Genomic DNA, 23,655 nt, shown 5'->3' with positions numbered 1-23,655 from the left:
TGAATTCTAAAGGTTAAAAATTATTTTTTGTTGGTTAAATTTTCATCCCGAAAGACGATTACGTAGCTAAGAATTATCGCTCCGGCAGCGGCTAATAGAAAGAATATCATAGCCAGGCCTGGATATCCAAATATTTGGAAATCTGAAGGCACCTGCATAAGCATGGAGGCTCCAACGATCATAGCTGCAATTATAAGACCCAGGGTAATTCGGTTTGCCACTTTTTGAAAACCATCAGTTACCCGTTTTTCATCGATCGCATCGATCTTAAGTTTAAATTCGTTATTGGCCAGATTTTCAGTAATGCGGTTCATTCTCCCGGGCATTTGCTCCAGGAAATGCTTTGATTCTATCAAAGTGCCAAAAAAATTCTCTGGTTTTAATTCTGCCAGCATCTTTTTGCGCATGATCTCATGCACATTCCTTTTTATAGCCCGTCTCAGATCAAATTCAGGATCTAGAAGAGCCACGATCTGATCCAGGTTTAGAAGTATCTTACCCAGAATATTGATTTCTACGGGCAGCTTGATATGAGTGGTGAGTGCTAGTCTGTTAAGTTGGATTAGAATTCTCCCGGTCTGCAGGTCCTTGGCGAGGCTGTTCTCACTTTCCATGATCACGTCGGTAACCGTTTTTGTAAAACGCTTTTTCTCAGATTGCTCGTCCAGCTCACTCATTTTTAGAAGTGTCTGAGCCGTTTTTTCTCCGTTACTCTGGCTTATGGCTAACAGTAATTCGATTAAGTTTTCCTGTAATTGAGGAGAAAATCTGGCTACCATGCCCAGGTCTATCAATGCGATCTGGTTATCATCTGTAAATTTTATATTACCTGGATGAGGATCTGCATGCGCAAAACCATCGTTGATTATTTGCTGCAGATAGGCTTCTACCAGCTCTTCTACCAGTTCAGAAAAATCATTTTCCATCTGGCGTAAGGGAGATAGTGAGGTTATCTTTTTACCGCTTACAAATTCCATAGTTAGAACGCGAGATGAACTATAATCATCAACCGGCGCCGGAATTATAAGATGATCATATTGAGCCAGGTTACGCTTTAATCTCTTGAGGTTCTGTGCTTCCTTTTTGTAATCCAGTTCATTAAGAAGAATCCTTCTTAGTTCTGCAAAAACCTCATCGATGGCATAGGTTTTCGCAGTTTCCAGATGTCTTACCGCCATTGCGGTTAATTCATCTAAAGTATCCAGGTCTTCCAGAAATTGTTTAGTAATGCCGGGTCTCTGAACTTTTACTGCCACCGGTTTTCCCGAGCGCAGTTCAGCCCTGTGTACCTGTCCTATGGATGCACTGGCCAAGGGCTTTTCTTCAAAAGAATTAAAAGCTTTTGAAATTTTCGTACCCAGTTCTTTTTCAATAATACTCTGTACCTCATTAAAAGGTACAGGTGAGACATTATCCTGTAAATTGGCTAAAGCATTCAGGTATTCATCAGGAAGAAGATCTGGCCTGGTAGAAAGCAACTGGCCTAATTTAATATAAGTAGGTCCCATTGCTTTAAGATCTTCCACGAGTTCTTCAGGGGTTTGATCAAACTGATGTTCCTCATCGTCTTCAGAAATATTGCCGTTGATTGCCACAGAGCTGGTCTTGCGAAAAAGGTCGCTGTTCCAGTATTTTAGCATAAAACGAATGAACTTGTAATATCTTCTGATCTTATCTGGTGTATTGCTCATCAATTTCAGGGAATGGTTAGAAGTTTAAATTTATAAAATATAGCAACACTAAAAAGAAAGCAATTCATTTAAATGGGTAATGTTGTTGGGATGCCCAAAAAGGTAAAGCAGGTCACCCTGTTCAATTACGGTGGCAGGAGAGATCTCTGTGAGGTAACGCCGGTCCCTATGTATCGCTAATAGCGTCACCCGGTAATTTTTCCCGATCCCTGACTCTTCTATTGTCTTCCCTACGATTTGATGGTTAGCACGCTGTACTTTTAAGGTAACTATTTCCCGGTTTGGAATATTTAAATGCTGCAGAGCAGGGGAGTGAGGGCTTTTTTTCATGGATGTTAGCATCTCATAGTCAGAGGATCTTATCTGGTTAATGAACTCCTGTATCTCATTAAAGGGAACCAGGTATTTCTTCAGCACCCTGGTAAAGATCTCGATAGAGGTTTCAAATTCTTCAGGTACCACTTCATCTGCCCCAAGTCGCATGGCATCTTCCATATCCTTAACGTACTTTGTCCTTACAATAATAGTTGCGGTTTGGGTAAATTGCCTGATGGTGGTAAGCATTTTCCTGGTGGCCCCGGGGTCTGAAATAGCGATTACGATAACACGGGCTTCCTGAACATGAGCATGCTTCAAGATAGTCGCCTGGGTAGCATCTCCAAATATAATTGGTTCGTTATTCTTTTTTGCCTGTTCAAAACTTTCAGGATTTGTATCAATGATCACATATGGAATTTCAGCTTTTTTAGCAGCTTTGGAAATATTTGTACCATTTATTCCATAGCCAATCAAGACCAGATGATCGTGCAGGTTCTCTTCTGAAAACTCTTCATCTGCCTTGGAACTTTTTTTGATATTTTCCAGTCTCTTACGCACTGCTGAAGGAATAGGAGCCTTTAGTAAGGAATAAGTGATTTTTGGTGCATAGGAAATTAGAAATGGCGTAACCCCCATGGTAATGATCGAAATTGCCAGGAAATACTGGTAGATATTTTCCGGAATTATACCGTTCTCTTTCCCCACACCAGATAAAAGCAAAGAGAATTCACCAACCTGGAAAAGGCTGAATAGTGCCAGGAAAACGGTCCTCACCGGATATTTCAGGATCAGGACGGTTATACCTACTACCAGCATTTTGAGGAGGATCACTCCAATGACCAAAAGGACTATATTAACCAGGTTATTGATGAAAAATTCGAGATTCAATAAGGTTCCTACAGATATAAAAAAGAAACTGATGAAGATCTCTCTAAAGGGAAGTACATTCGCGGTAGCCTGATGACTATAATCTGATTCAGAAATGATCAAACCGGCGAAAAATGCTCCAAGGGCAAGGGATAAACCTACAGTTGCCGTTAGCCAGGCTACACCAAAACAAAATACAACCACGGTAAGTATAAATAATTCCTGGTTTTTCGTTTTTACGACCCAGCCAAAGACCTTTGGCGCGACATATCTGGCGAGGATATATACAATAATAAGAACCAGTAAAATTTTTATCGCCATGATAGCAATCGTGGACAGAATATTAGGTGTTTCTCCAGCCAGTAAGGGTGTAAAAAGCATCATAGGTACCACGATAATATCCTGAAAGATCAAAATTCCCAGTCCTATCTTTCCATGAGGTGTTGAAATTTCCCCGCGCTCCTGTAGAAGTTTCAGCACAATTGCTGTGCTACTCAGGCTAAACAGAAAGCCTAGGAAAATGGAGGTATTCATTGGTAGCCCTATAAAGGTCGAGATTAAGGCAGTTATAAGAATGGTTCCGCCAACCTGTAAGCCACCTCCCAGGAAAATGATCTTCTTGATCGATGCCAAGCCTTTTAGAGAAAGTTCTATCCCAATTACAAATAACAGGAAGATGATTCCAATCTCAGATAATAATTCGACCTCATGTTTAGAACTTATGAGATTAAATGCATAAGGCCCGGCAATGATCCCTGCCAGCAGGAAGCCCAGGATCGCTGGTAATTTAAGCCGGTTAAAGGCAAGGATTATAATAATAGATAATCCTAATATAATAACGACATCCTGCAGGAGCATGCTTTCCATAAATTGATCGGTTTAAATCGAATTTAAAGATAACAAGTTATGCAGGCTTTCATCAAAAAGAAACAAAAAAAAGCAGCTGGATTATTCCAGCTGCTTAAATATTAAAATATTAAAAAGTTTATCCTTTTAACCATGCGTTACGCAGCTCAATTTGATCTGAATCTGCATTTTCAATTTCAGTATAGGTCTTATTCATTGCCTTAGGTGCGGTGATTTTACCTTCAAGTTTTATTTCTTCACCATCTCTTACAACGGTCATGGTTATATCATTACCTTCTTCCCAGGATTGACTGGCCATGATCAAATCATACACATTCTGGATATTATAAGCTGTACTATTTACAGACTTCAGGGTTTCCCCACCATTAATTCCCAGATCCTTCAGGAAGGTATTCATTTCGATATCACTCCTAAAGATAATTTCCATTGTTTGTTGGTTGGCAGTAATATAAGGAGTTTGCCCATTGATGAAAAAATCAACTTCTTTAAGAATTTCCTTTTCTTCCAGTCCTACCTTGGCAAAATACTCATCATAAGGAATAGGTGTAGATCCAGTGATATAGGTGTCAAAAAATTCCTGAATTTCAGGGTAAGTAAGCTCAACGATCACCGGGATAAGGTTTTCATCCTCAAAAGGCCTGTCCTTACCATATTTATCATTTAGTTTCTTCATCAACTGAAGAATTCCCATTTTCCCATTGCTTAATTCGCGCAAACGAATATCCAGGGCCATCCCGATAAGGGCACCTTTTAAATAAACATTGTAATATGAATCTTTATATTCATCCTCAAGGATATTTTTACTCATTACCGTAAAAGGTACTGTGTCATCAAATCTTCGGGAAGAATTGATCTTGTCTACCATGCGGTTATAAAACTCCTGATTCTCGATAAGACCCTGATTTACCTGGAAAAGGTTTGCAAAATATTCGGTCACACCTTCATACAGCCATAAATGCTGAGACATCTTTGGATCGTTATAATCGAAGTAATGCACTTCGTTGGAATGAATTCCTAAGGGAGTGATTATATGGAAGAATTCATGAGAAACAATATCGGTCATGCTCTTATCCAGTGCATTGGCTTCCATTGATTCTGGCATCACTACTACTGTAGAAGTATGGTGTTCCAAAGCGCCAAAATTCCCGGCATTACCTTCTCCCGGTGAATCTGAAAGGTAGACCAGGATCGCATATTTATCGGTACTATTGATATCGCCTAAAAACCTTTTTTGAGCACGGATCATTTTCTCCATTCCTGGTCTTAAGCTTTGAGCGGAATGTTTTTTATTGGGAGAATAGACGCTAAGTAAGACCTTCATGTTTTCTACCATAAAGCTGGTAGTATCTGGTGCAGAATACATGATAGGGTTATCAATTACCTCGAAGTACCGGTTCAGGTTATAAACATCCAGCCTGGTATTTGGAGCTTTTCCATCAACAGTGCTATCTATAGTAAGTGAAGTTCCGGCTACAAGATCTGCAGGTCTTAGAATTTCTAACCTGAATTTTTTTTCTTTCATTTTATCGAAATAACCAACGAACCCATGAAGGTTCAAAAGGAAATTCTCATCTTCAAGAATATTGGTTCCGGCCATTGAGTAAACTCCACCTTCATTATCCCAGTCAAATGAATCATTGACCATGTACATTACCTTATCCAGGTCTTTCGCATTTGGTATGCTATAGCTATTATCATCGACCCTGGTTGCAGGTAATTCATTGCCTTTGTAATCGATTGCTTTGAAGCCTTCGGTAAATTTTCCGTAGTTGTCTTCTGAATATGTCCCCGGTACGGTTTTAGGAATATTGAAAGTCGTGGACTCCACGGTAAATCTGTCCGGATCTACGGTGACCCATACCTTATCATCCTGCACATCTACCAGGTTGATCGTGGCGACAACCGGTTGTTCTACTTTTGGTTGATTTACATTTTGAGTTTTACAGCTAAAAAGCAGGGTAGCTGCAGCAAATCCCATTATTATTTTTTTCATAAAATGTTTACTTTAATATATATGACTGCATTGAGGTGGAAATGTTACAAAGAAAAAGGCGCCATTTGGCGCCTTAATACTACTATTTTTTTCTGATATTACACTCTAACATGGCCTTCACCAAGCACGTAGTATTTATTGGTAACCAGCTGCTTCAAACCTAATGGTCCTCTGTGATGCAGTTTATCTGTAGAAATTGCCAGCTCTGCTCCAACTCCCATTTGTCCTCCATCGGTAAAACGGGTAGAGGCATTGTGATATACTGCGGCACTATCTACCTGCTCCATAAAAGTAAGAGCTTCATCTTTATCTTTTGTAATAATGGATGCCGAATGACCACCTGAATATTTATTAATCTTCGCTATAGCAGAATCTAAACCATCAGTCGCGCCTATTACGATTTTCATTGCCAGGAATTCCTCATACCAGGTATCTTCTGAAGGGATTAATTCTTCTGAAGAAAGTACTTTCGAAACTTCTTCATCTACCAGAATATTCACCTTATTGTCGCTGAATAACTGCTGAAGTTCTTTCAGTTTCGACTCATAATCTTCAATATTCTTATCGACCAATACCTTGTCTAAAGCATTACAACCTGAGATCTTATCGATCTTGGCATTAAGCATGACTTTCTTGGCGATCTCGAAATCGGCATTTTTCGAAACATAGAGGAAGTTATTTCCACGACCGCTTACAAGAACTGCTCCGGTAGCGTGTTCTTTTACGAATGCAATCAGTCTTTCGCCGCCTCTGGGCACAATAAGATCCAGTTGCTCTGGTGGATTTTTCAAAAATTCCTGAGTTTCAGTCCTGTCCAGGTGTAAAAGCTTGATCCAGTCCTTGCTCAATCCATTTTCCTCAAGGGCTTCATGCCAGCATTCTTCCAGAATTTTGTTAGAATTAATAGCTTCTTTACCGCCCTTCAGGTAAATCTTATTATTTGCTTTAAAAGCCAGAACTGCCGCTTCAATAGTTACATCGGGTCTGGATTCATAAATGATCATAATATTTCCAAAAGGAGAAGTCTTATTGGTGATGTCAAGACCCGTATCCAGTTTTCTGTGTTCGATTACCTGACCAACAGGATCTTCCTGATCCATTACTTCTTTAACAGACTGGATCATACCGTCCACTTTTTTGTCATCTACGATCAACCGGTCATACATGGCCTGATCGTCTTTTTTAAAAGCTTCAAGATCCTGCTTGTTCGCAGCGATTATCTCTTTGCGCCTTCTATCCAGGATAGTCATCATGGACTTAAGTACTTTATTTTTAATTTCAGATTTTATCAACTTCATATTCATTTACTTTTTAGATTAATCTAATTCTTTATATGGTAAACTTAGTTCCTACTGGCTTTCCGGCCATAATATCAAGTATTACATTTTCACGTTTACCATTTGCTATATAGGTAGTAATATTCTTAGAAGCGGTTCCTTTGGCGATCTTAATTTTAGACTCCATTCCGCCTCGGCCTTCGCCTTCCCCTTTGTCTGATTCCTGAACATATTTCTCAACATTTTCATCGACCATTACTTTATTCAGTTTTTCTGAATCCTCATCTTCAGGATGTCCGGTATAAAGTCCGTCTGTATCACTTAAAATGATCAACTTTTCTGCTCCAATCAATTCTGCAACCAGGCTGGCAAGTTCATCGTTATCAGAAAACATAGACATGGTCACTGATACAGCGTCATCTTCATTCGCGATCGGGATGATACCTTCAGATAATAATGATTCATAGCAATTGATCATGTTTTCTCTGTGTATCCCTGGGCTAAAGTCTCTTTTTGTGGCTAAAACCTGAGCGCATCTCATCCCGTAGTCATGAAATATGCTGTAATAATGTCGCATCATTCGCGGCTGGCCTACAGAAGAATATACCTGTCTGCGTTTACTTTCGTCTACGATGCTTATCTCTCCCAAAATTTCTTTTCCTGCTATTGCAGAACCAGAGGAAACAAGTACCACCAGTATATCTTCTTCATACAGCGTGGCTATCTGTCTAACCAGGCTTTTTAATATTGGTCCTAAAATTCTATTGTCTTTATTGGTCATCACGTTCGTTCCAACCTTAACAACAATCCTTCTTTTATTCTCCATCTTAAGAGTATTTTCTAATTTTAGATTTTGTTATTTCTCTTCACCTAATTCTACGGCACGATCAAAGGCAGCATAAGCTGCTTCCTTAATCAACTCCTTTACATTATTATCATCCATGGAATCTAAAGCAGCTCTGGTAGTACCACCCTTGGAGGCCACTCTTTCCATCCAGGTATCTGGAGAAAGGTCGTTTTCGTTGAACAAGGTTACGGCACCTTCAAATGTTTGACTTACCAGTACTTTTGAATCGTTCTTTGAAAAGCCCATCTTCCTTGCTGCTTCCAGCATAGAATTCATGAAGTAGAATACATAAGCAGGTCCACTACCAGAAATACCGGTGGAAGCATCTATGAAATTTTCATTTTCTACGTGAATGGATTCTCCTGTAGTATCCAGAAGATTACGTACCATTAATAACTCTACTCTGGACACTTCTTTGGAAGCAGTATAGGAGGTAACACCTTTTCCAACCTGTGCGGGTAGGTTAGGCATGGATCTAACCACTTTTTTGGCTCCAAGACCTTCCTGTATCTTATTAATGGTAACTCCGGCCATAAGAGATACAAAGATTTGATCCTTATTAACCATAGATTTCATTTCCTTAAATAGTTCGTCGCAGTGATATGGTTTCACGGCTATAAAAACCATGTCTGCCTGGGGTAAGCATTCTTCTAAATGCTCATATACATCAAAATGGTTAAGGTCTTTCAATCTCATAACCACATCTGCAGATTTATCAAAAACCATGAGGTTTCTTCTGTTAAGCATTGCAGATTGCGCCATTCCCTCGGCGTAAGTTAATCCCATATTTCCTGCTCCAATTACTAATGTCTTCATTTTAAATTTTTAGGTTCAATTTATTTTGGTGCTATACCAATAAGTCGTGCCGTATATGGTTCAAAGACCGTGCGATAATGCCAATCTATTTCCTGGTCTTATATCGATTATTTACAAATTACCCTGAAAATTCAGGTGTATGCTATAAGAAATTCTTAAAAATCTGATGGGATATCCTAAAAATTAGCGGGGTGGGGTTGTGAAATACACAAAATGAAGCTAAAGCCTTTGCACATATATGAAATTCAATGGGGGATAAATGCAGATATAATAAATGCAAATTTCAGGTAGAAATCGGGATAAATCCCAAGTCTTAAAGTAATGTTATTTATAATTCTCGATTCTTAAATTTTCTAAATATTTGCAGAAATGGCAATTTGCTGTAATAATGTCATGTTTTAAATTTTTTAAAACTTCTGATGATATAGAAATTTCTGGCATGAAAATTTCCGTTAGAAAAAGAAATTTTGGTGAAGTATAGCATTTACCGTAATAAATGTGGGAAAAGTAGTACTGGGAAATAGAAGATTTATTTATCATTACAGGTCTGCTTTCTTATAGATTAGAGATGCCCTAACCACTTTGAAGATTGATGAAAAGTATTAAAGAAAATTCCACAGCCGAGGCTGTTATTGAAGAAAAAATATCATCACCAAGGATTATCGCAGTTGGTGCCAGCGCTGGAGGTCTGGAGGCTTTGAAAGCTTTCTTTAAAAACATTCCGGCAGGAGATAGTAATGCATATGTTGTAATTCAACACCTTTCCCCAGATTATAAAAGCATGATGGGAGAATTGCTTGAGAAGAACAGCAATTTGCCCATTGTTCAGATCTTTGATGAGATGGAGATCAAACCAGGTCATATCTACCTGATACCACCCCCTAATAATTTGATCCTCAACGGCAATAGCCTTCATTTAACTGAAAAGCCTAATAACCAGACGCTCAATCTGCCTATTGATATGTTCTTTGAATCTCTGGCAGAACAGCGTAAGGAACGCAGTATTGGAGTGATTTTAAGTGGCACAGGCAGTGATGGAACCCGAGGAGTCCGTGCAATTAAGGAAAATGACGGGATGGTGATGGTACAGGAACCAACAGATGCCAAATTTGATGGAATGCCTAAAAGCGCTATCAATACCGGATTAGTAGATTATATACTTCCGGTAGAAGATATGGGTCCTGAACTGTTAGATTTTATTTCTGCTCCGGCCATTTTTTCTCACGAAGGTGACGATTCAGAATTTGATGAAAAAGAATTAAATCGAATCCTGAATTATATTGACGAAATAGTAGGCCTGGATTTTAGGGAATATAAATATGCCACCCTGGCCAGGAGGGTAGCACGGAGGATGAATATTTGTAAGTGTAAAAGCTTAAAAGCATATTTTAAATACCTTAAGAATAATGACGAGGAAGTAGAAATCCTTTACCGGGAATTTCTGATAGGAGTTACCAAATTTTTCAGGGATGAGGAAGTTTGGGAAAAGTTACGGACTGATGTTTTCCCTAAAATGATCTCTGAAAAGAAAGATGGTGAAACTCTAAAAGTTTGGGATGTAGCCTGTAGTACTGGTGAAGAAGCTTATTCCTTTGCCATGTGCCTGCACGAGGAAATGGAAGCCCAGGGCAAAAATATAGAAATTAAGATCTTCGCCACAGATATTTCGCAGACTCATCTTGATATAGGTAGTAAAGGTATTTATCCCGAAAGTATAGTCGCCGATATTTCCAAGAATCTACTTCTTAAGTATTTTATAAGCAAGACCAAAGGGTACCAGGTTTCTGAGAAAATTAGAAGATCTGTCATTTTTAGCAGGCATAACATTATAAAGAATCCACCTTTTAGTAATATGGATATGGTGGTGTGCAGAAATCTATTGATCTATTTCCAAAATAGTATCCAGAGGAAGGCGATGAACATGCTGCATTATGCGCTGAAGGAAAATGGCATACTGGTTTTAGGTACCAGTGAAAGTGTGCAAAGCCATAAAGAGCATTTTACAGAAATAGACCGTAGATGGAAAATTTATAAAAATATTAAACCCAGTACGAGGATCAAGAATGGCATAAGTCATGCCTCCCTTACGGAAACGCAAAATTCCAGCTTAATTGAGAATCGTCAGGATAGAATATTTAAGAGAAATCGTGCCCATGGCGGTAATCCTATCAAACAGAAGTTACAGGCTGAGCTTAATGAAACCATTTTAGAACAGTTTGGCGGAGCTTCAGTTTTTGTAGATTCAGATTATAATATCCTTCAGGCAGTAGGTGAATTCAGGAAATATGCCAACCTTCCTTTAAGTGGTTTTTCAATCAATCTTCTGGATATGCTGGATAAGGAGTTGAAATATGCCGTCCAGTCAACCTTTAATAAAGCTCTAAAGGAAAATAAACGGGTTGTTTACAGAGATGTGATCATTAATAATAAGGACGGTAAAATTGGTGCAGATATTGTCATCAAACCTTTTACAGATCATAGTTTAGAAGGAGAAACCAATTATGTGATCACATTTATTGAAAAGGAATTAAACTTTGAGGAGGTAGAGGAGGTGCCTAAATTGAGCCCTTCTAATCAAACCAAAGAATATGTAGCAGGACTCGAGCACGAATTAAAAACTACCAAGGAAGATCTGCAGTCTTCTTTAGAAGAAATAGAAACCAGTAACGAGGAATTACAGGCGGCCAATGAGGAGTTGCTTGCTTCTAATGAGGAATTGCAAAGTACCAACGAGGAGCTGCAGAGTGTTAATGAGGAGATAAACACGGTAAATGCTGAGAATATCCAGAAGATGGACGATCTAGCAGCATTAAATGCCGATATGAACAACCTCCTAAAAAGTACAGATATTGGGGTGATTTTCCTTGATTCAGATTTTAAGATCAGGAAATTTACTCCGGCAATCAAAAAACACTTCAGCCTTATCAACGGCGATATTGGCAGGCCAATAGATAATTTTACCAATAGCTTTGGACTTACCCGGAAGCAGAACTTTCTGGATAGATGCCAGAAGGTGCTTAATACGGGTAAAACCCTTGAAAAACATATAGTTTCCAGGGAAGGTAAGAATTATTTGCAACGTATTAGTCCTTATATGGGATCGGGGGAGAAGGTAGATGGTGTGGTAATCACTTTCGTGGATATTGAATCGATTCAAAAATCCAAGGAAAAGCTAATAGCCAGTGAACAGAGATTCAAATCTTTCTACGAAGATGACCCGGTATTACACATTAGTGTAGATCCCAATACTTCAGAAATAGTTCAATGTAATAAGAAAGCAGTTCAAAAGCTGGGGTTTGCCTCAAAGGATGATCTTATTGGGAAACCAATTCATGAGTTGTTTGAAAGTGATTCTCAACTTTCAGATGTGAATTTAAAATCCAGTATCGAAAGAACCGGTGAGTTGATCAACCTTGAACGGAATATGGTGACTAAGAAAGGTCAGGTTTTACCGGTTATAGTAAATGCCACGGCAGAGAAAGATGAAAATAATGAACTTATAACTATTCGTTTCACTTGTGTTGATGTTTCGGCTTTAAAGAAAGCAGAGGAGCAATTGAGAGAACAGAAGAATGATCTCGAAAGAGCAAACCGAGATCTGGAACAGTTTGTTTCTATTTGTTCTCATGATCTCCAGGAACCTCTGGCCACTATTAAATTTGGTAGTGATGTGCTTGGTAAAATGTATGCGAGCCAGCTGGACGAGAAGGGAGTTAATTATATTAAGTATATAAAAAATGCTTCAGACAGACTTTCAGAACAGATAAAAGCTCTACTGGAACATTCCCGTATTGGGAAGAACGGGCAGAAGACTTTGGTGGATACAAAAGAAATTGTGGAGGTTGTAAAATATGATCTTGGTAAAAGTATTAAGGATACCAATGCCAAGATACATACCGGCGCTTTGCCTAAATTAAAGGGTTATGAAGTAGAACTAAGATTGCTTTTTCAGAACCTTATCAGTAATGCTATCAAATACGTACCTAAAGGCAGGGATCCGGAAGTTAGAATTTCTGCATACAAGGAAAATAAGCATTGGGTTTTTTCAATTATGGATAATGGAATAGGTATTTCCAAAGAAGACCAACGAAATATTTTTACCATTTTCAACCGGGTGCCCGGTAATGAAAATATGGATGGAACCGGAGTGGGACTGGCTCATGTGGAGAAAATAGTGCTTCTGCATGAAGGTTCTATCTGGGTGGATTCCCAGGAAGGTGTTGGAAGTACTTTCTATTTCAAATTAAAAGCGAATTAATAAATGCCGCGAGACATTTATCCTGAAAAGGTTGATCTATCCAGTTGTGAAAAAGAGCCCATTCATATTATTGGTGCTACCCAGGATCACGGCCTGCTGCTGGCTTGTAACAGGTTTAACGGAAAGATTACTCAGGTAAGTGCAAATTCGCAGGAGATCATTGGCTGGCCTGAAAAAAAGCTTTTAAAAAGCAATTTAAAATCTTTATTAGGTGAAGAATTGAGTAATAAAATTCTTAAGGCCAATTCTGAAGAAGATACTTTCCCGGTAGTAGAGGTGAAGATAGGAAGTGAAACCTTTGTAGCGATAACGCATTCCAGTGGTGAAAGCCTGATTGTGGATATTGAACCGGTTCAGAAAAACGAAAATAGTCTGGATTTTCAGAAAGAATTATCTGAAATCCTCAGCACTTTGAATAACGCCGGCACCAGTGAAGATCTATGCCGGGATGCGGTCCGGATTACCAGAAAAACTTTTGGATATGACCGGGTGATGATCTATAAATTCGATGAGGACTGGAATGGTAAGGTCATCGCTGAAGAGAAAAATGAAGACATGGAAAGCTGGCTGGGCCTGCATTATCCGGCCAGTGATATTCCAAAACAAGCCAGGGCGCTTTTCCTGAAAAATAAGATTCGCATTATTGCTGATGTTAATTATACGCCGGTAAAAATTACTCCTGAAATTTCTCCAATTAATAACGAGCCGTTAGACCTTTCAAATTCTAATTTAAGGGCAGTGTCACCAATACATATAGAATACCTTCAAAATATGCAGGTGGGTGCATCACTTACCGCCGCATTGATAAGTAATGGTAAACTATGGGGATTACTGGCCTGTCACCATAATGAGGCCAGGTTTATAAATTATTACCAGAGACAAACCTGTGAATTTTTAATTCAAATATTTTCGAATGAGTTGTCTGTAAAAGAATCACAGCATTATTTGAATCAAATTGAAAAATACGATGCCCTTAGGATCAGGTTAATCGATCAAATCCAGCAACTGGATAATATTAAAAAAGGCCTTAGTGAGTTTCCATTAAAAATAACCGATTTGTTACCCTCTTCCGGGGCAGCCATAATTTTAAATGGAAAGATCAAACTGGTTGGTGAAACACCGGAAAAAAGGCAGGTCAAAAAACTTTTTAAGCAACTTATACTGCCGGGAGAGCAAAATCTTTTCAGTACTAATAATCTTTCTGAAATATATCCTGAAGCCAAAGAATTTCAGGAGGTTGCCTCGGGGTTACTAAGTGTACGTTTAGGTCGTAGCGAAAGGGATTTTATCCTTTGGTTCAGGCCTGAGGTTATTCAAACTGTAGACTGGGGAGGAAACCCCGCCAATAAAGCCACCTACGATAGAAATAAAGAGCGATTAACCCCAAGGAAATCTTTTGATAAATGGTCTGAAAAACTTACAGGATATTCTGATAGCTGGAAGGACCACGAAATTGCAGGAGCTGGTAATTTAAGCGAAAGTCTTAGCTATATATTGTTGGAAAGACAAAAGCGAAAGATAGATGATCTTAACCGGCAACTGGTAGATGCACATGAGGAATTGAAATTATTCAGCCAGGGACTGTCTCATGACCTAAAAGCGCCTTTGCGGGGAATTGATGGCTATGCGTTTATCTTGAAAGAAGACTATTATTCCGGTCTCCCTAAACCAGGACAAAGGGCCATAGATACTATCCTGAGTTCTACCCGGGAAATGGGTGAACTCATAGATAATGTACTTTCTTTTGCCGGTGTTTCAGCTCAAAGAATGAATAAACAGATATTTTCTGTGCAGCATTTGCTTGAAGATATTCTACAATCTCTGAATATGGAAGTGAATTATCCAGCTACTAAAATAGCTATAGAGCCAGATTTACCGGCTATGTTTGGAGATAAGAGAATGATCGCTCAGGTCTGGTCTAACCTTATTACTAATGCGCTGAAATACTCTGAGAATAATGACCGGCCCGGAATAGAAATTGGATCTGCGACCGTAGAGAACAGGACCGTTTATTTCGTCAGGGATAATGGGGTAGGCTTCGATATGAAATATAAAGAAGACATCTTTAATTTATTCTCAAGATTTTCAGGAGAGAATTTTAAAGGCACCGGAATTGGCCTGGCCATCGTAAAAAAAATAATCGAAAAACATGAGGGAAAAATCTGGGCCGAAAGCTCACCGGGTCAGGGATCGGTTTTCTATTTTCATGTTTAACAATCTATAATTGCCTTTTTATCCTCTTTATAATACTTTCGTAAACTATATCTGTACTAAATGATTAATACGTCGCTTAGAATATTATTGGTGGAAGACCGTGAGGCAGATGCCATGCTTATTAAAAGACAGATTAATAAGATCGTTAAATCTCCCGAGATCGAAATCGTAGATAGCCTGGAAGACTGCAAAAAGCTCCTGCTTAATTTTGCCCCCGAGGTGGTTCTGTCAGATTTTAATCTTCCCAACTGTACCGGTCTGGATGTACTAGAACTTGTAAAAAGTATTGATGAAAATATAGATTTCATCTTTATTACAGGTACTATCAATGATGAGGAACTTGCCGCAAATACTATTTTGAATGGTGCTTCAGGATATATCCTGAAAAAACATATGAACAACCTTAGCGAAAAACTGGAGCCATTGCTTAAAAAGGTGGTTATTAATATGACCGGCCGGGAAGAACTAAGGAACAGGATAAGGGATAACAAGATAACTGTAAACCAGATCTACGATTATTTGGACAAGATCAACGAAGATAATTCTGAACACCAGCAGAATATTAAAAAGATCAAACTGGCCATAAACCAATTCAAGCTAGATGACGAAGATACTGAACAGGCTTAGAGAGGAAACTTCTACTTTACACCGCGAGATCGAAAAGGATAATCTTGCCGGGAAAATTATGGATCACTCCATTAGCCTTGAAGAATATAAATTATTACTGTTTCAGAATTATATCGCCTATGATGCTGCTGAGGCGCAGATAGGGAATTACCTGAAAAATTATTCTACAGATAAAACCCAGAGGTTAGCCCAGGATCTTAATAATCTGGGGGTACATGAATTGGAGCATAATCTGGATTTCATTTGTAGTAATGAAGCAGAGGCGATTGGTGCCGCTTATGTGGTTGAAGGATCGGCAATGGGTGGTATGCTCATTGGAAAAGAGATTTCAAATTGTCCTGAATTGAAAACAATTGCTGCTCCGTTATTTTTTAATGGTCACCGGGATAGTGTCAGGAACTGGAACGAGTATTTGAAATTTTTACGTTCAAAAGAATTTAGTGAAACAGAGATCGATCTGGCTACAAGTAAAGCAAAAGAGACTTTTTTACTTTTCGAAAAAGCTTTCAATATTCAATTGACTCAGACTGATTAGAGATCAACTTTTTCTATTTCTATTACTTCGCCGGCCTTTAGATCACCCAGTAATTCTTTACCAATTCTTACCCTCACCAATCTTAGGGTAGGATATCCAACCGCAGCGGTCATCTTTTTTACCTGTCTGAATTTACCTTCGGTAAGGGTAATGCTTACCCAGCTGGTAGGTCCGTGGCGTTCATCCCGGATCTTTTTTGCCCGCTCGGGGAAATTCGGGATATGCTCCAGAATTTCAGCCTTGCATTCCCTGGTCATATATTTTTTGCCAGATATACTTATTTCAACCCCGGTCCTTAGTTCATTTACCGCCTCCCGGGTAATTTTTCCATCCAGTTGTACATAATATTCCTTTTCTGAATTACCTGCTGTGATTTTGGTGCTTAGCTTTCCATTGGTAGTTAGTAAAAGCAACCCCTCAGAATCCTTATCCAGCCTGCCGATAGACATGGTGCCTTCTGGAAAATCATGTAGCTCACCCAGTAATTTAAATTTACCGGCGGTTTTCTGATTGGTAATAAACTGACTTAAAAAGCCGAAAGGTTTATAGATCTTGAAATGTCTATGCATGGGCCGAAATTAAAAAATGCCCCGGAATTACGGGACATTTTTTAAATATAAAAGGCTGGTATTATTGATTGCTTTCTGCTGGAACCGGGAATCCGCGATCCCTCATCAAAGCATCGATTTTCGCGTCTCTGCCTCTAAACTTCCTATAAGCTTCAGCAGGATCTATTGCGTTTCTTGGGGCGAACAGGTATTTAACCAGTTTTTGAGCCAGTTCCTTATCATAAAAACCGCCTTCAGATTCTGCAAAAGCTTCAGCAGCATCGGCAGTAAGCACATCTGCCCATAAATAGCCGTAATACCCGGTAGCATATCCTTCGCTTGAAAAAACATGTCCAAAATGCGGCGTGCGGTGGCGCATGACAATTTCTTCCGGCATATTCAACTCATTAAGTGTTTCTCTTTCAAAAGTGTCAGGATCAATCTTATCTGGATTGGTAGTATGGTATTTCATATCCATAATCGCCGAGGCAAGAAATTCAGTCGTCGCAAATCCCTGGTTAAAGGTAGATGCTTTCTTAATCTTTTGCACAAGGGCTTGAGGAATGACCTCATTGGTTTTGTGATGTCTCAAAAATTGATTGATCACCTTATCTGTATACAGCCATCTTTCCAGTAACTGAGACTGGAATTCGGTATAATCCCGAACTCCTCCATTGAGCGTGGGATATTTAATATCTGCAGAAAGGAAGTGCAGGGCATGTCCAAACTCATGGAAGAATGTCTCGGCATCATCCCAGGAGATCAATACAGGTTCTCCCGGTGCAGGTTTTATAAAATTCGAGTTATTGGAAGCGAGCACAGGTTTTTTACCCATCAATTCGCTATAGCTCCTGTAAGTTGTAGCCCAGGCTCCAGATCTCTTGCCCTGTCTGGCAAATGGATCCAGGTACCAAAGACCAATTAAGTTTCCAGTATCCTTATCGGTTACTTCCCACACTTTTACATCTTCATGGAAAACAGGTACACTACCTTCTTTAACCAGCTTGAAATTAAAATTAAAAAGTTCGCCAGCTGTAAAGAATAAAGCTTCAGTTAAATTACCTAATTCAAGATACTGTTTTACCTCTTCGCTATTAAGATCATACTTTTCTTTGCGAACTTTTTCAGCAAAAAAGCGATAATCCCACGGCTTGATATCAATATTGGCACCTTCAGAATTAGCTATTTTTTGCATATCTGCAACTTCTTCCTCAACCCTGGCCAGAGCAGCAGGCCAAACCTTCATCATAAGGTTCATAGCGTTTTCAGGATTTTTGGCCATCCTGTTTTGAAGTCTCCACTGGGCATAGTTATCATAACCTAATAATTTCACCCTTTCGTCGCGAAGTTTCAGGATCTGTTTTACGATCTCATTATTATCATATTCATCAGCATTGTCTCCCCTGGAATAATAACTCTTCCAGACTTTCTCGCGCAGGCTTCTCTCTGTAGAGTAAGTGAGGAAAGGATCCATAGAAGAGCGGGTATTGGTAACAGCATACAAGCCTTCCTTACCACGTTGGGCCGCTGCCTGGGCGGCAGATTTAATATAAGAATCTGGCAAACCGCCTAACTGATCCTTTTCCAGATAAAGAACATAGTTTTCCTCGTCTGCTAGAACATTGTTCGAGAATTGCGTATATAAACCTGATAATTCTTTATTGATCTCTGCATAGCGCTCCTTTGCTTTTTCATCAAGATCTGCTCCCTGCATGGCAAAATCCTCATAAATCAGTTCTATAACTCTTTGTTCTGAAGGTTCTAGCGGATTATTACGGGATTTTTCGTAAATCGTTTTAATTCGTTTGAACAGCTTTTCATTCTGACTTATTTTCGAGGAAAACTCTGAGATCTCCGGAGATAATTCCTTTTGAACTTCTCTGAATTCGGGACTGGAAACATTACTGCTGAAAATGCCATAATATGTAAAAGCACGATCAAGTTCAGATCCTGCCTTTTCCATTGGGACAATTGTATTTTCAAAAGTTGGTTCTGCCGGGTTTTCCGCGATTTTATCAATTTCAGCAAGATGCATTTCCATACCTTTTCTAATAGCTGGCTTTACATCTTTCACGTTCATTTTATCAAATGCGGGAACTCCTGAGTAGGGTCCGGTCCAGTCTGTGAGTAAAGGATTATTCATGGTATTTTGTGGTTTTTTCTGACTTTGAGCATAGCCTAAAATACTGACCATTGCTATAAAACACAGTCCTTTTTTTAAGTGTGGGTTCATTTATTTGGGTTCTTAAATTTCGCCTGAATATACGAAGAAATGATATGTTGGATTAAGCTTGTAAATAGATTTAGTCTTGGTAAAGAGAGAAAAAAACTATATGCATTTTTGAAGTTTCAGGGCATAGAAAACAATATTCAGGAAAAAACAGTTTAATTCTCCTCGAGTTTTTTATTCACCGTACGTCTGGCTAGAATCTTGCGTGGGGATATTCCATATTTTTCTTTAAAGATCTTGGAAAAATAGCTTCGGCTGGACAGTCCCAGTTCATAAACAACTTCACTTACGTTTTTATTTCCTGCAGAGAGGATGTTCAGTGCCCTGGTTAGACGGATATCCCTGATATATTCATTCACTGTTTTTCCAAAAATAGATTGAAAACCTTCCTGAAGTTTGTTGGTATTTACGCCCGCGATTTTAGCAAGATCATTCACAGTTCCGGTGTTGGAAATATTGGTATCGATATAATCCACAGCTTTTTCTATAGCTTTTATGTCCTTCTCCTTCAGTTTTTTTGTATCGGAAGAATTTTCGCCTTTTTTAAACTGGGTTAGCATATAACTTAGGATCTCCAAAGCTTTAGCACCTATAAAGTTTATCCTGGGAAAACCCTGGATATCTGTGTTCTTTATCTCCTTGATGGTTTCTGCTGTCTTGAGGCTGAAACTTGATTTTTCTGAGATCCTGGTACCAGCTTTGGTATCACTGAATAATTCAAAAAAGACAGGCTCCAAATCCTTCAGGTCAAAAGAAAAATATTCTTGAAATTTCACCCGGTCAATTTCCAGGTAACATAAATTTACCTCCTTGTTTCCGGGAATACATAGATTATGGGTTTCATCAGATTTTGGTGCAGCGATGAGGTACTCATGGTTTTGCAGTGTTTCTGTATCCTGATTATTTCCAAAATCACTGGTGATAACACCCTCCAAACAGTAAATAAACCGGATAGGTTTAACCTTAAGATGATATAAAATGAATTGGGTATCTTCTTTAAAAGTACATTGGTAAGTATGAAGGCCTATCCCGTTTGGAAAGTTAATTACGCTTATGGTTCCTTCACCAATGGAAGCGGGTATCCCGAGATTATATTCTCCAAGTTCTTCCTGATAGACTGTTCCAAAATGATTGGCCAGTTCCGGAATTATATCGTCTACATCATTTAATTCTAAATGATAGGTTTTCATTTTTTTGGTTCAGTTAATTAGTTAAAAATGTTTTTAAAATTACATTCTACCCCTCGAAAATAAAGCAAATGGCCAGTTAAACTTATACTAAAAAGTTTTTTGAAAATATTATTAATAATTGTAAATCAGGTATTTAGGTTGTTTTTTGCCCTCTGTTTCAATTAAAAGTTCTATCTTCAATCTCAGTTTTTAGAATTTCCTGTCGAAGTTCCCTACGGCATCGATTTCCCCGATCGAGTATAAGAAACCTAGCTAATCACCAAAAAAAACGTAGGGTATGTTTTTAAATTACTTTTCTTGGACAGCTTCCTGTCACAAAATTTTATTGTTTCTATTTTTTTTGTTTCTGGTTTCGTGTACATCAGAAAACTTCGAAGATGATCCAGATGCAATCCTTCGGGTTCATTCCAAAACTTCTCAAGTTGATAAAAGTTATATAGTGATATTAAATAAAAGGCCATCAAAGGGTCACTTAAAGAGGGAAGAGGTTTTAAATGAATTGTTACAAGAGATAAATAATATTCCATCACAAGCTAGGGTAACCAGAAAATACCAAAGAGTTTTTTCAGGGTTTGCCGCAGAATTATCAGAAAAACAGGTTTTAAAACTTAAAAATGATAAGCGGGTTGAGGCTGTTTATGAGGATGTTCATGTCTATCCGAATGAAAGCTACGTCCAGAATTATGTAACCTGGGGACTGGATCGTTTAGATTCCAGAGACATTATTATGGATAGGGCATACGCGTATTCCGCTACGGGAAGCGGTGTAAATGCTTATATTATGGATTCGGGAATAAATTACTCTCATGAAGAATTTAATGGCAGGGCGAGCCTGGGATATGACTTTGTTTTAGAGGAAAATCCGGAAAATACAGATCCTAATCAAAAACCCGGAGAAGATTGTGGAGGTCATGGTACTCATGTCGCTGGAACGGTTGGTGGGAATACTTACGGTGTTGCTAAGAACGTAAAACTGGTTTCAGTAAGAGTTTTTGGATGTAATGGAGGATCTTCGGTTTCAAGGATCCTGGCCGCGATAGAATGGATTACACTAAATGCCCTTAAACCAGCAGTAGTGAATATGAGTTTAGGAGGAACTGCTTCTGTAGAAACCGAACCTGTGACCATTGCAATAGAAAACTCTATTTCAGAAGGAATCAGTTATGTGGTTTCTGCCGGAAATAGTTATGATAATGCCTGTTTATTTACTCCTGCTAATGTTGATGGAGCAATTACAGTTGGTGCAAGCGACGTAAATAATAACATGGCCGGGTATTCCAATTTTGGTGAATGTGTAGATATATTTGCACCTGGCACCTATATTCTTTCAGCTTCACATATAGATAATACATCAACGCAGATCATGAGCGGTACTTCTATGGCTTCTCCTCATGTTGCAGGGATTGCCGCGCTTTTTTTGGAGGCAAACAATTCTGCAACTCCCCAGGAAGTTCATTCTGCAATACGAGAGAATTCTACCCCGGATTATATAACTAATGTGCCTGAGGGTTCCAGTAATTTTGCTAATAGTCTCTGGAATAATATCAATTTTTCTCCACCCGCACCTCCGCAGTTAAACTTTGAAGTATTTTCTTATAAAGAGAAAAGAAGAATTGAGGTCGCTTTAACCTGGGAACCCACAGCGGACCAGTACATAAAACTTTATAAGAACGGTGAATTCTTTGGTCAGGTAGAAAATAACGGGTTGTATTTTGGGTCCTTTTCTGCAAAAGGAAATGATACTTTTAATTTCCAGATCTGTGAAACAAATTATAATAATTGCTCTGAAGTATTAATTCCTGTCGAGGTGGAAAATCCAGATGAAATGCCTAATAAGCCACCTTCTGCATCATTTTGGTATCAGCAAGATGGTGTTACCTTCTTTTTAAAGGATGACAGCTGGGATAACGATGGTACAATTGAAAACTGGTTATGGAATTTTGGAGACGGGAATACTTCAACGCTACAAAATCCTGTCCATACTTTCAGTGAATTAGGATATTATAAAGTAAGCTTAACCGTAACAGATGATCGGGGAGGGAGTAATCTTTTTTATAGATGGATGGAGGCAATTGAACCGGACCCCGTTAATTTAGTTCTTACCGTTAATGGGTATCGAATAAAAGGTCAGGAGTACACTGATCTGACCTGGACACCTTCAAATACCTCAGAGGAAATAGATATTTATCTAAATGGCAGGTTAAGACATAGAGTTCCCAATACAGGATCATATACCGATAGAATTAGTGTAAAAGGGAGTACATCGCTTACCTATAAAGTTTGTATTTCAAATTCCCTCGAACTGTGCTCAGATGAGATCACGGTTCAGTTTTAAGAAGAAAATAATTGATTCATAAATAGAATTCATTATTCAATAATATATTTTACGAGTTCCCCTACGTACTCAATAGTCAAGCCCTGACTCATTGATGGCCTGCATTTTTATTAAACAACCAAAACGAGTATTCGTATGGAAACTTTTTACTCAAAATTTTCGATCAGGAATTTTAAATTTCTTTTAATTCTTCTATTCCTAATCCCTTCCGCTAACCTTTTAGCACAGCTTAATGGAACCTACTCTGTAGGAGGAAACGGTAGTGAATATGCTAGCATCAATGATGCAGTAACTGATATTACAACCCAGGGGGTTAGTGGGCCTGTAGTTTTTCAAATTGCAGCAGGCACCTATAACGAGCAGGTCTTAATAGGAGAAATATTGGGATCTTCCACGACCAACACGATCACTTATGAATCAGCCAGTGGAAATGCGGAAGATGTTTTATTGACCTATGGAGCAACCGGTACGGCAGATAACTATATTTTTTATTTCAACAATGCCTCCAATATCATATTACGAAATTTAAGTTTTGAGGCTACTGGAACTGGTTATAGTCGGAACTTACAGATGTTTGGACGTGGAGATGATATCTTGGTAGAGAACTGTAAGCTCAGCAGTCCAACGACCACATCAACTCACCCGAATCAGGCCGTGGTATGGTTCGACCCTTCTTCTTCGAGTGATATTCGGTTGCTGAATAATTTTATTACAGGAGGTTCTATAGGTATTTCTTATAAGGCGGATTATTATTCAAGAGTTCCGGGTACTGTAATAGAAAATAATGTCATAGAAAACTCAGGATACCGAGGTGTTCATTTGCAGTATCAATCAGGTTTTATTTTTAATAATAATTCTGTTTCTATTCAGCCCCACTATAATGGTACTTCATTATGGGTAAGTGATTCAGAAGGAGGAGGAGAGATAATTAATAATAGGTTGATAGGAGGTGGTCCTGGTTATCATGGAGTTTATTTGGGATCTTGTCAATCTCCTGTTGAAAATCCTGGACTGATTGCTAATAATGTGATAGCTAATTCTT

15 protein-coding genes are annotated in these 23,655 nt (G+C 38.7%); 6 read left to right on the top strand and 9 right to left on the bottom strand.

What is annotated here, in order from left to right; translation table 11 throughout:
* Positions 1-20: 20 nt before the first annotated feature.
* The 6 genes from FGM01_RS06645 to proC all read right to left on the bottom strand — a co-directional run bounded on the left by FGM01_RS06645 (position 21) and on the right by proC (position 8,676).
* On the bottom strand, positions 21-1,691 hold the full coding sequence (locus tag FGM01_RS06645) for an ABC1 kinase family protein (RefSeq protein ID WP_143410374.1): 1,671 nt from the start codon (positions 1,689-1,691) through the stop codon (positions 21-23).
* Positions 1,692-1,739: 48 nt separating this feature from the next.
* On the bottom strand, positions 1,740-3,743 hold the full coding sequence (locus FGM01_RS06640) for a monovalent cation:proton antiporter family protein (protein WP_143410373.1): 2,004 nt from the start codon (positions 3,741-3,743) through the stop codon (positions 1,740-1,742).
* A 118-nt stretch (positions 3,744-3,861) separates the two neighbouring features.
* A complete protein-coding gene (locus tag FGM01_RS06635; RefSeq protein WP_143410372.1) occupies positions 3,862-5,736 on the bottom strand; it encodes a M61 family metallopeptidase in 1,875 nt (624 codons plus the stop codon).
* A 98-nt stretch (positions 5,737-5,834) separates the two neighbouring features.
* Positions 5,835-7,034, bottom strand: a complete 1,200-nt coding sequence (locus FGM01_RS06630; protein WP_143410371.1) for a glutamate-5-semialdehyde dehydrogenase — start codon at positions 7,032-7,034, stop codon at positions 5,835-5,837.
* Positions 7,035-7,065: 31 nt separating this feature from the next.
* The gene (gene proB / locus FGM01_RS06625; protein ID WP_143410370.1) at positions 7,066-7,839 is read right to left on the bottom strand and encodes a glutamate 5-kinase; all 774 of its coding nucleotides are present in this window, start codon (positions 7,837-7,839) and stop codon (positions 7,066-7,068) included.
* 30 nt (positions 7,840-7,869) lie between these two features.
* Entirely contained in the window at positions 7,870-8,676 is an 807-nt protein-coding gene (gene proC, locus FGM01_RS06620) for a pyrroline-5-carboxylate reductase (RefSeq protein ID WP_143410369.1), read from the bottom strand.
* Positions 8,677-9,268: 592 nt separating this feature from the next.
* Here proC and FGM01_RS06615 point away from each other — a divergent pair.
* From FGM01_RS06615 to FGM01_RS06600, 4 genes are read left to right on the top strand one after another with little or no spacing between them, the layout of a single operon-like run.
* Positions 9,269-12,934, top strand: a complete 3,666-nt coding sequence (locus tag FGM01_RS06615; RefSeq protein ID WP_143410368.1) for a CheR family methyltransferase — start codon at positions 9,269-9,271, stop codon at positions 12,932-12,934.
* A 3-nt stretch (positions 12,935-12,937) separates the two neighbouring features.
* Positions 12,938-15,148 carry an ATP-binding protein gene (locus tag FGM01_RS06610; RefSeq protein WP_143410367.1) on the top strand — a complete coding sequence of 737 codons (2,211 nt, stop codon included), beginning with the start codon at positions 12,938-12,940 and terminating at the stop codon, positions 15,146-15,148.
* A 60-nt stretch (positions 15,149-15,208) separates the two neighbouring features.
* The gene (locus FGM01_RS06605; protein WP_143410366.1) at positions 15,209-15,775 is read left to right on the top strand and encodes a response regulator; all 567 of its coding nucleotides are present in this window, start codon (positions 15,209-15,211) and stop codon (positions 15,773-15,775) included.
* Entirely contained in the window at positions 15,750-16,310 is a 561-nt protein-coding gene (locus FGM01_RS06600) for a biliverdin-producing heme oxygenase (RefSeq protein ID WP_143410365.1), read from the top strand. Before FGM01_RS06605 ends, FGM01_RS06600 begins: the two co-directional genes overlap by 26 nt.
* Here the strand turns inward: FGM01_RS06600 and FGM01_RS06595 are convergent.
* From FGM01_RS06595 to FGM01_RS06585, 3 genes are all read right to left on the bottom strand, one after another.
* Positions 16,307-16,879 (bottom strand): pseudouridine synthase, encoded by a 573-nt coding sequence (locus FGM01_RS06595; RefSeq protein WP_143410364.1) that lies wholly within the window; start codon positions 16,877-16,879, stop codon positions 16,307-16,309. The two genes, FGM01_RS06600 and FGM01_RS06595, sit on opposite strands and share 4 nt — an antisense overlap.
* Positions 16,880-16,940: 61 nt before the next feature.
* Positions 16,941-19,091 carry a M3 family metallopeptidase gene (locus tag FGM01_RS06590; RefSeq protein WP_143410363.1) on the bottom strand — a complete coding sequence of 717 codons (2,151 nt, stop codon included), beginning with the start codon at positions 19,089-19,091 and terminating at the stop codon, positions 16,941-16,943.
* A 152-nt stretch (positions 19,092-19,243) separates the two neighbouring features.
* Positions 19,244-20,278: a helix-turn-helix transcriptional regulator gene (locus tag FGM01_RS06585; protein WP_143410362.1), complete on the bottom strand. Its 1,035-nt coding sequence runs from the start codon at positions 20,276-20,278 to the stop codon at positions 19,244-19,246.
* Between the two features lie 277 nt (positions 20,279-20,555).
* Between FGM01_RS06585 and FGM01_RS06580 the strand changes: the two genes are divergently transcribed.
* Positions 20,556-22,613 (top strand): S8 family serine peptidase, encoded by a 2,058-nt coding sequence (locus FGM01_RS06580; protein WP_143410361.1) that lies wholly within the window; start codon positions 20,556-20,558, stop codon positions 22,611-22,613.
* A gap of 135 nt (positions 22,614-22,748) precedes the next feature.
* Positions 22,749-23,655, top strand: a 907-nt coding sequence (locus FGM01_RS06575; protein ID WP_143410360.1) for a right-handed parallel beta-helix repeat-containing protein, incomplete at its 3' end; no start/stop codon positions are given.

The sequence above is a fragment of the Christiangramia sabulilitoris genome (genome assembly GCF_007050985.1).
Lineage (GTDB): Bacteria > Bacteroidota > Bacteroidia > Flavobacteriales > Flavobacteriaceae > Christiangramia > Christiangramia sabulilitoris.
Note: the sequence above shows the minus strand (reverse complement) of the source record. Positions and strands in the feature narration are given on the sequence as shown.

Coding starts and splice junctions, on each gene's coding strand:
- FGM01_RS06605 (WP_143410366.1), top strand. CDS start 15,209: ATGATTAATACGTCGCTTAGAATATTATTGGTGGAAGACCGTGAGGCA.
- FGM01_RS06585 (WP_143410362.1), bottom strand. CDS start 20,278: ATGAAAACCTATCATTTAGAATTAAATGATGTAGACGATATAATTCCG.
- proB (WP_143410370.1), bottom strand. CDS start 7,839: ATGGAGAATAAAAGAAGGATTGTTGTTAAGGTTGGAACGAACGTGATG.
- FGM01_RS06595 (WP_143410364.1), bottom strand. CDS start 16,879: ATGCATAGACATTTCAAGATCTATAAACCTTTCGGCTTTTTAAGTCAG.
- FGM01_RS06635 (WP_143410372.1), bottom strand. CDS start 5,736: ATGAAAAAAATAATAATGGGATTTGCTGCAGCTACCCTGCTTTTTAGC.
- FGM01_RS06580 (WP_143410361.1), top strand. CDS start 20,556: ATGTTTTTAAATTACTTTTCTTGGACAGCTTCCTGTCACAAAATTTTA.
- FGM01_RS06600 (WP_143410365.1), top strand. CDS start 15,750: ATGACGAAGATACTGAACAGGCTTAGAGAGGAAACTTCTACTTTACAC.
- FGM01_RS06640 (WP_143410373.1), bottom strand. CDS start 3,743: ATGGAAAGCATGCTCCTGCAGGATGTCGTTATTATATTAGGATTATCT.
- FGM01_RS06590 (WP_143410363.1), bottom strand. CDS start 19,091: ATGAACCCACACTTAAAAAAAGGACTGTGTTTTATAGCAATGGTCAGT.
- FGM01_RS06630 (WP_143410371.1), bottom strand. CDS start 7,034: ATGAAGTTGATAAAATCTGAAATTAAAAATAAAGTACTTAAGTCCATG.
- proC (WP_143410369.1), bottom strand. CDS start 8,676: ATGAAGACATTAGTAATTGGAGCAGGAAATATGGGATTAACTTACGCC.
- FGM01_RS06615 (WP_143410368.1), top strand. CDS start 9,269: ATGAAAAGTATTAAAGAAAATTCCACAGCCGAGGCTGTTATTGAAGAA.
- FGM01_RS06610 (WP_143410367.1), top strand. CDS start 12,938: ATGCCGCGAGACATTTATCCTGAAAAGGTTGATCTATCCAGTTGTGAA.
- FGM01_RS06645 (WP_143410374.1), bottom strand. CDS start 1,691: ATGAGCAATACACCAGATAAGATCAGAAGATATTACAAGTTCATTCGT.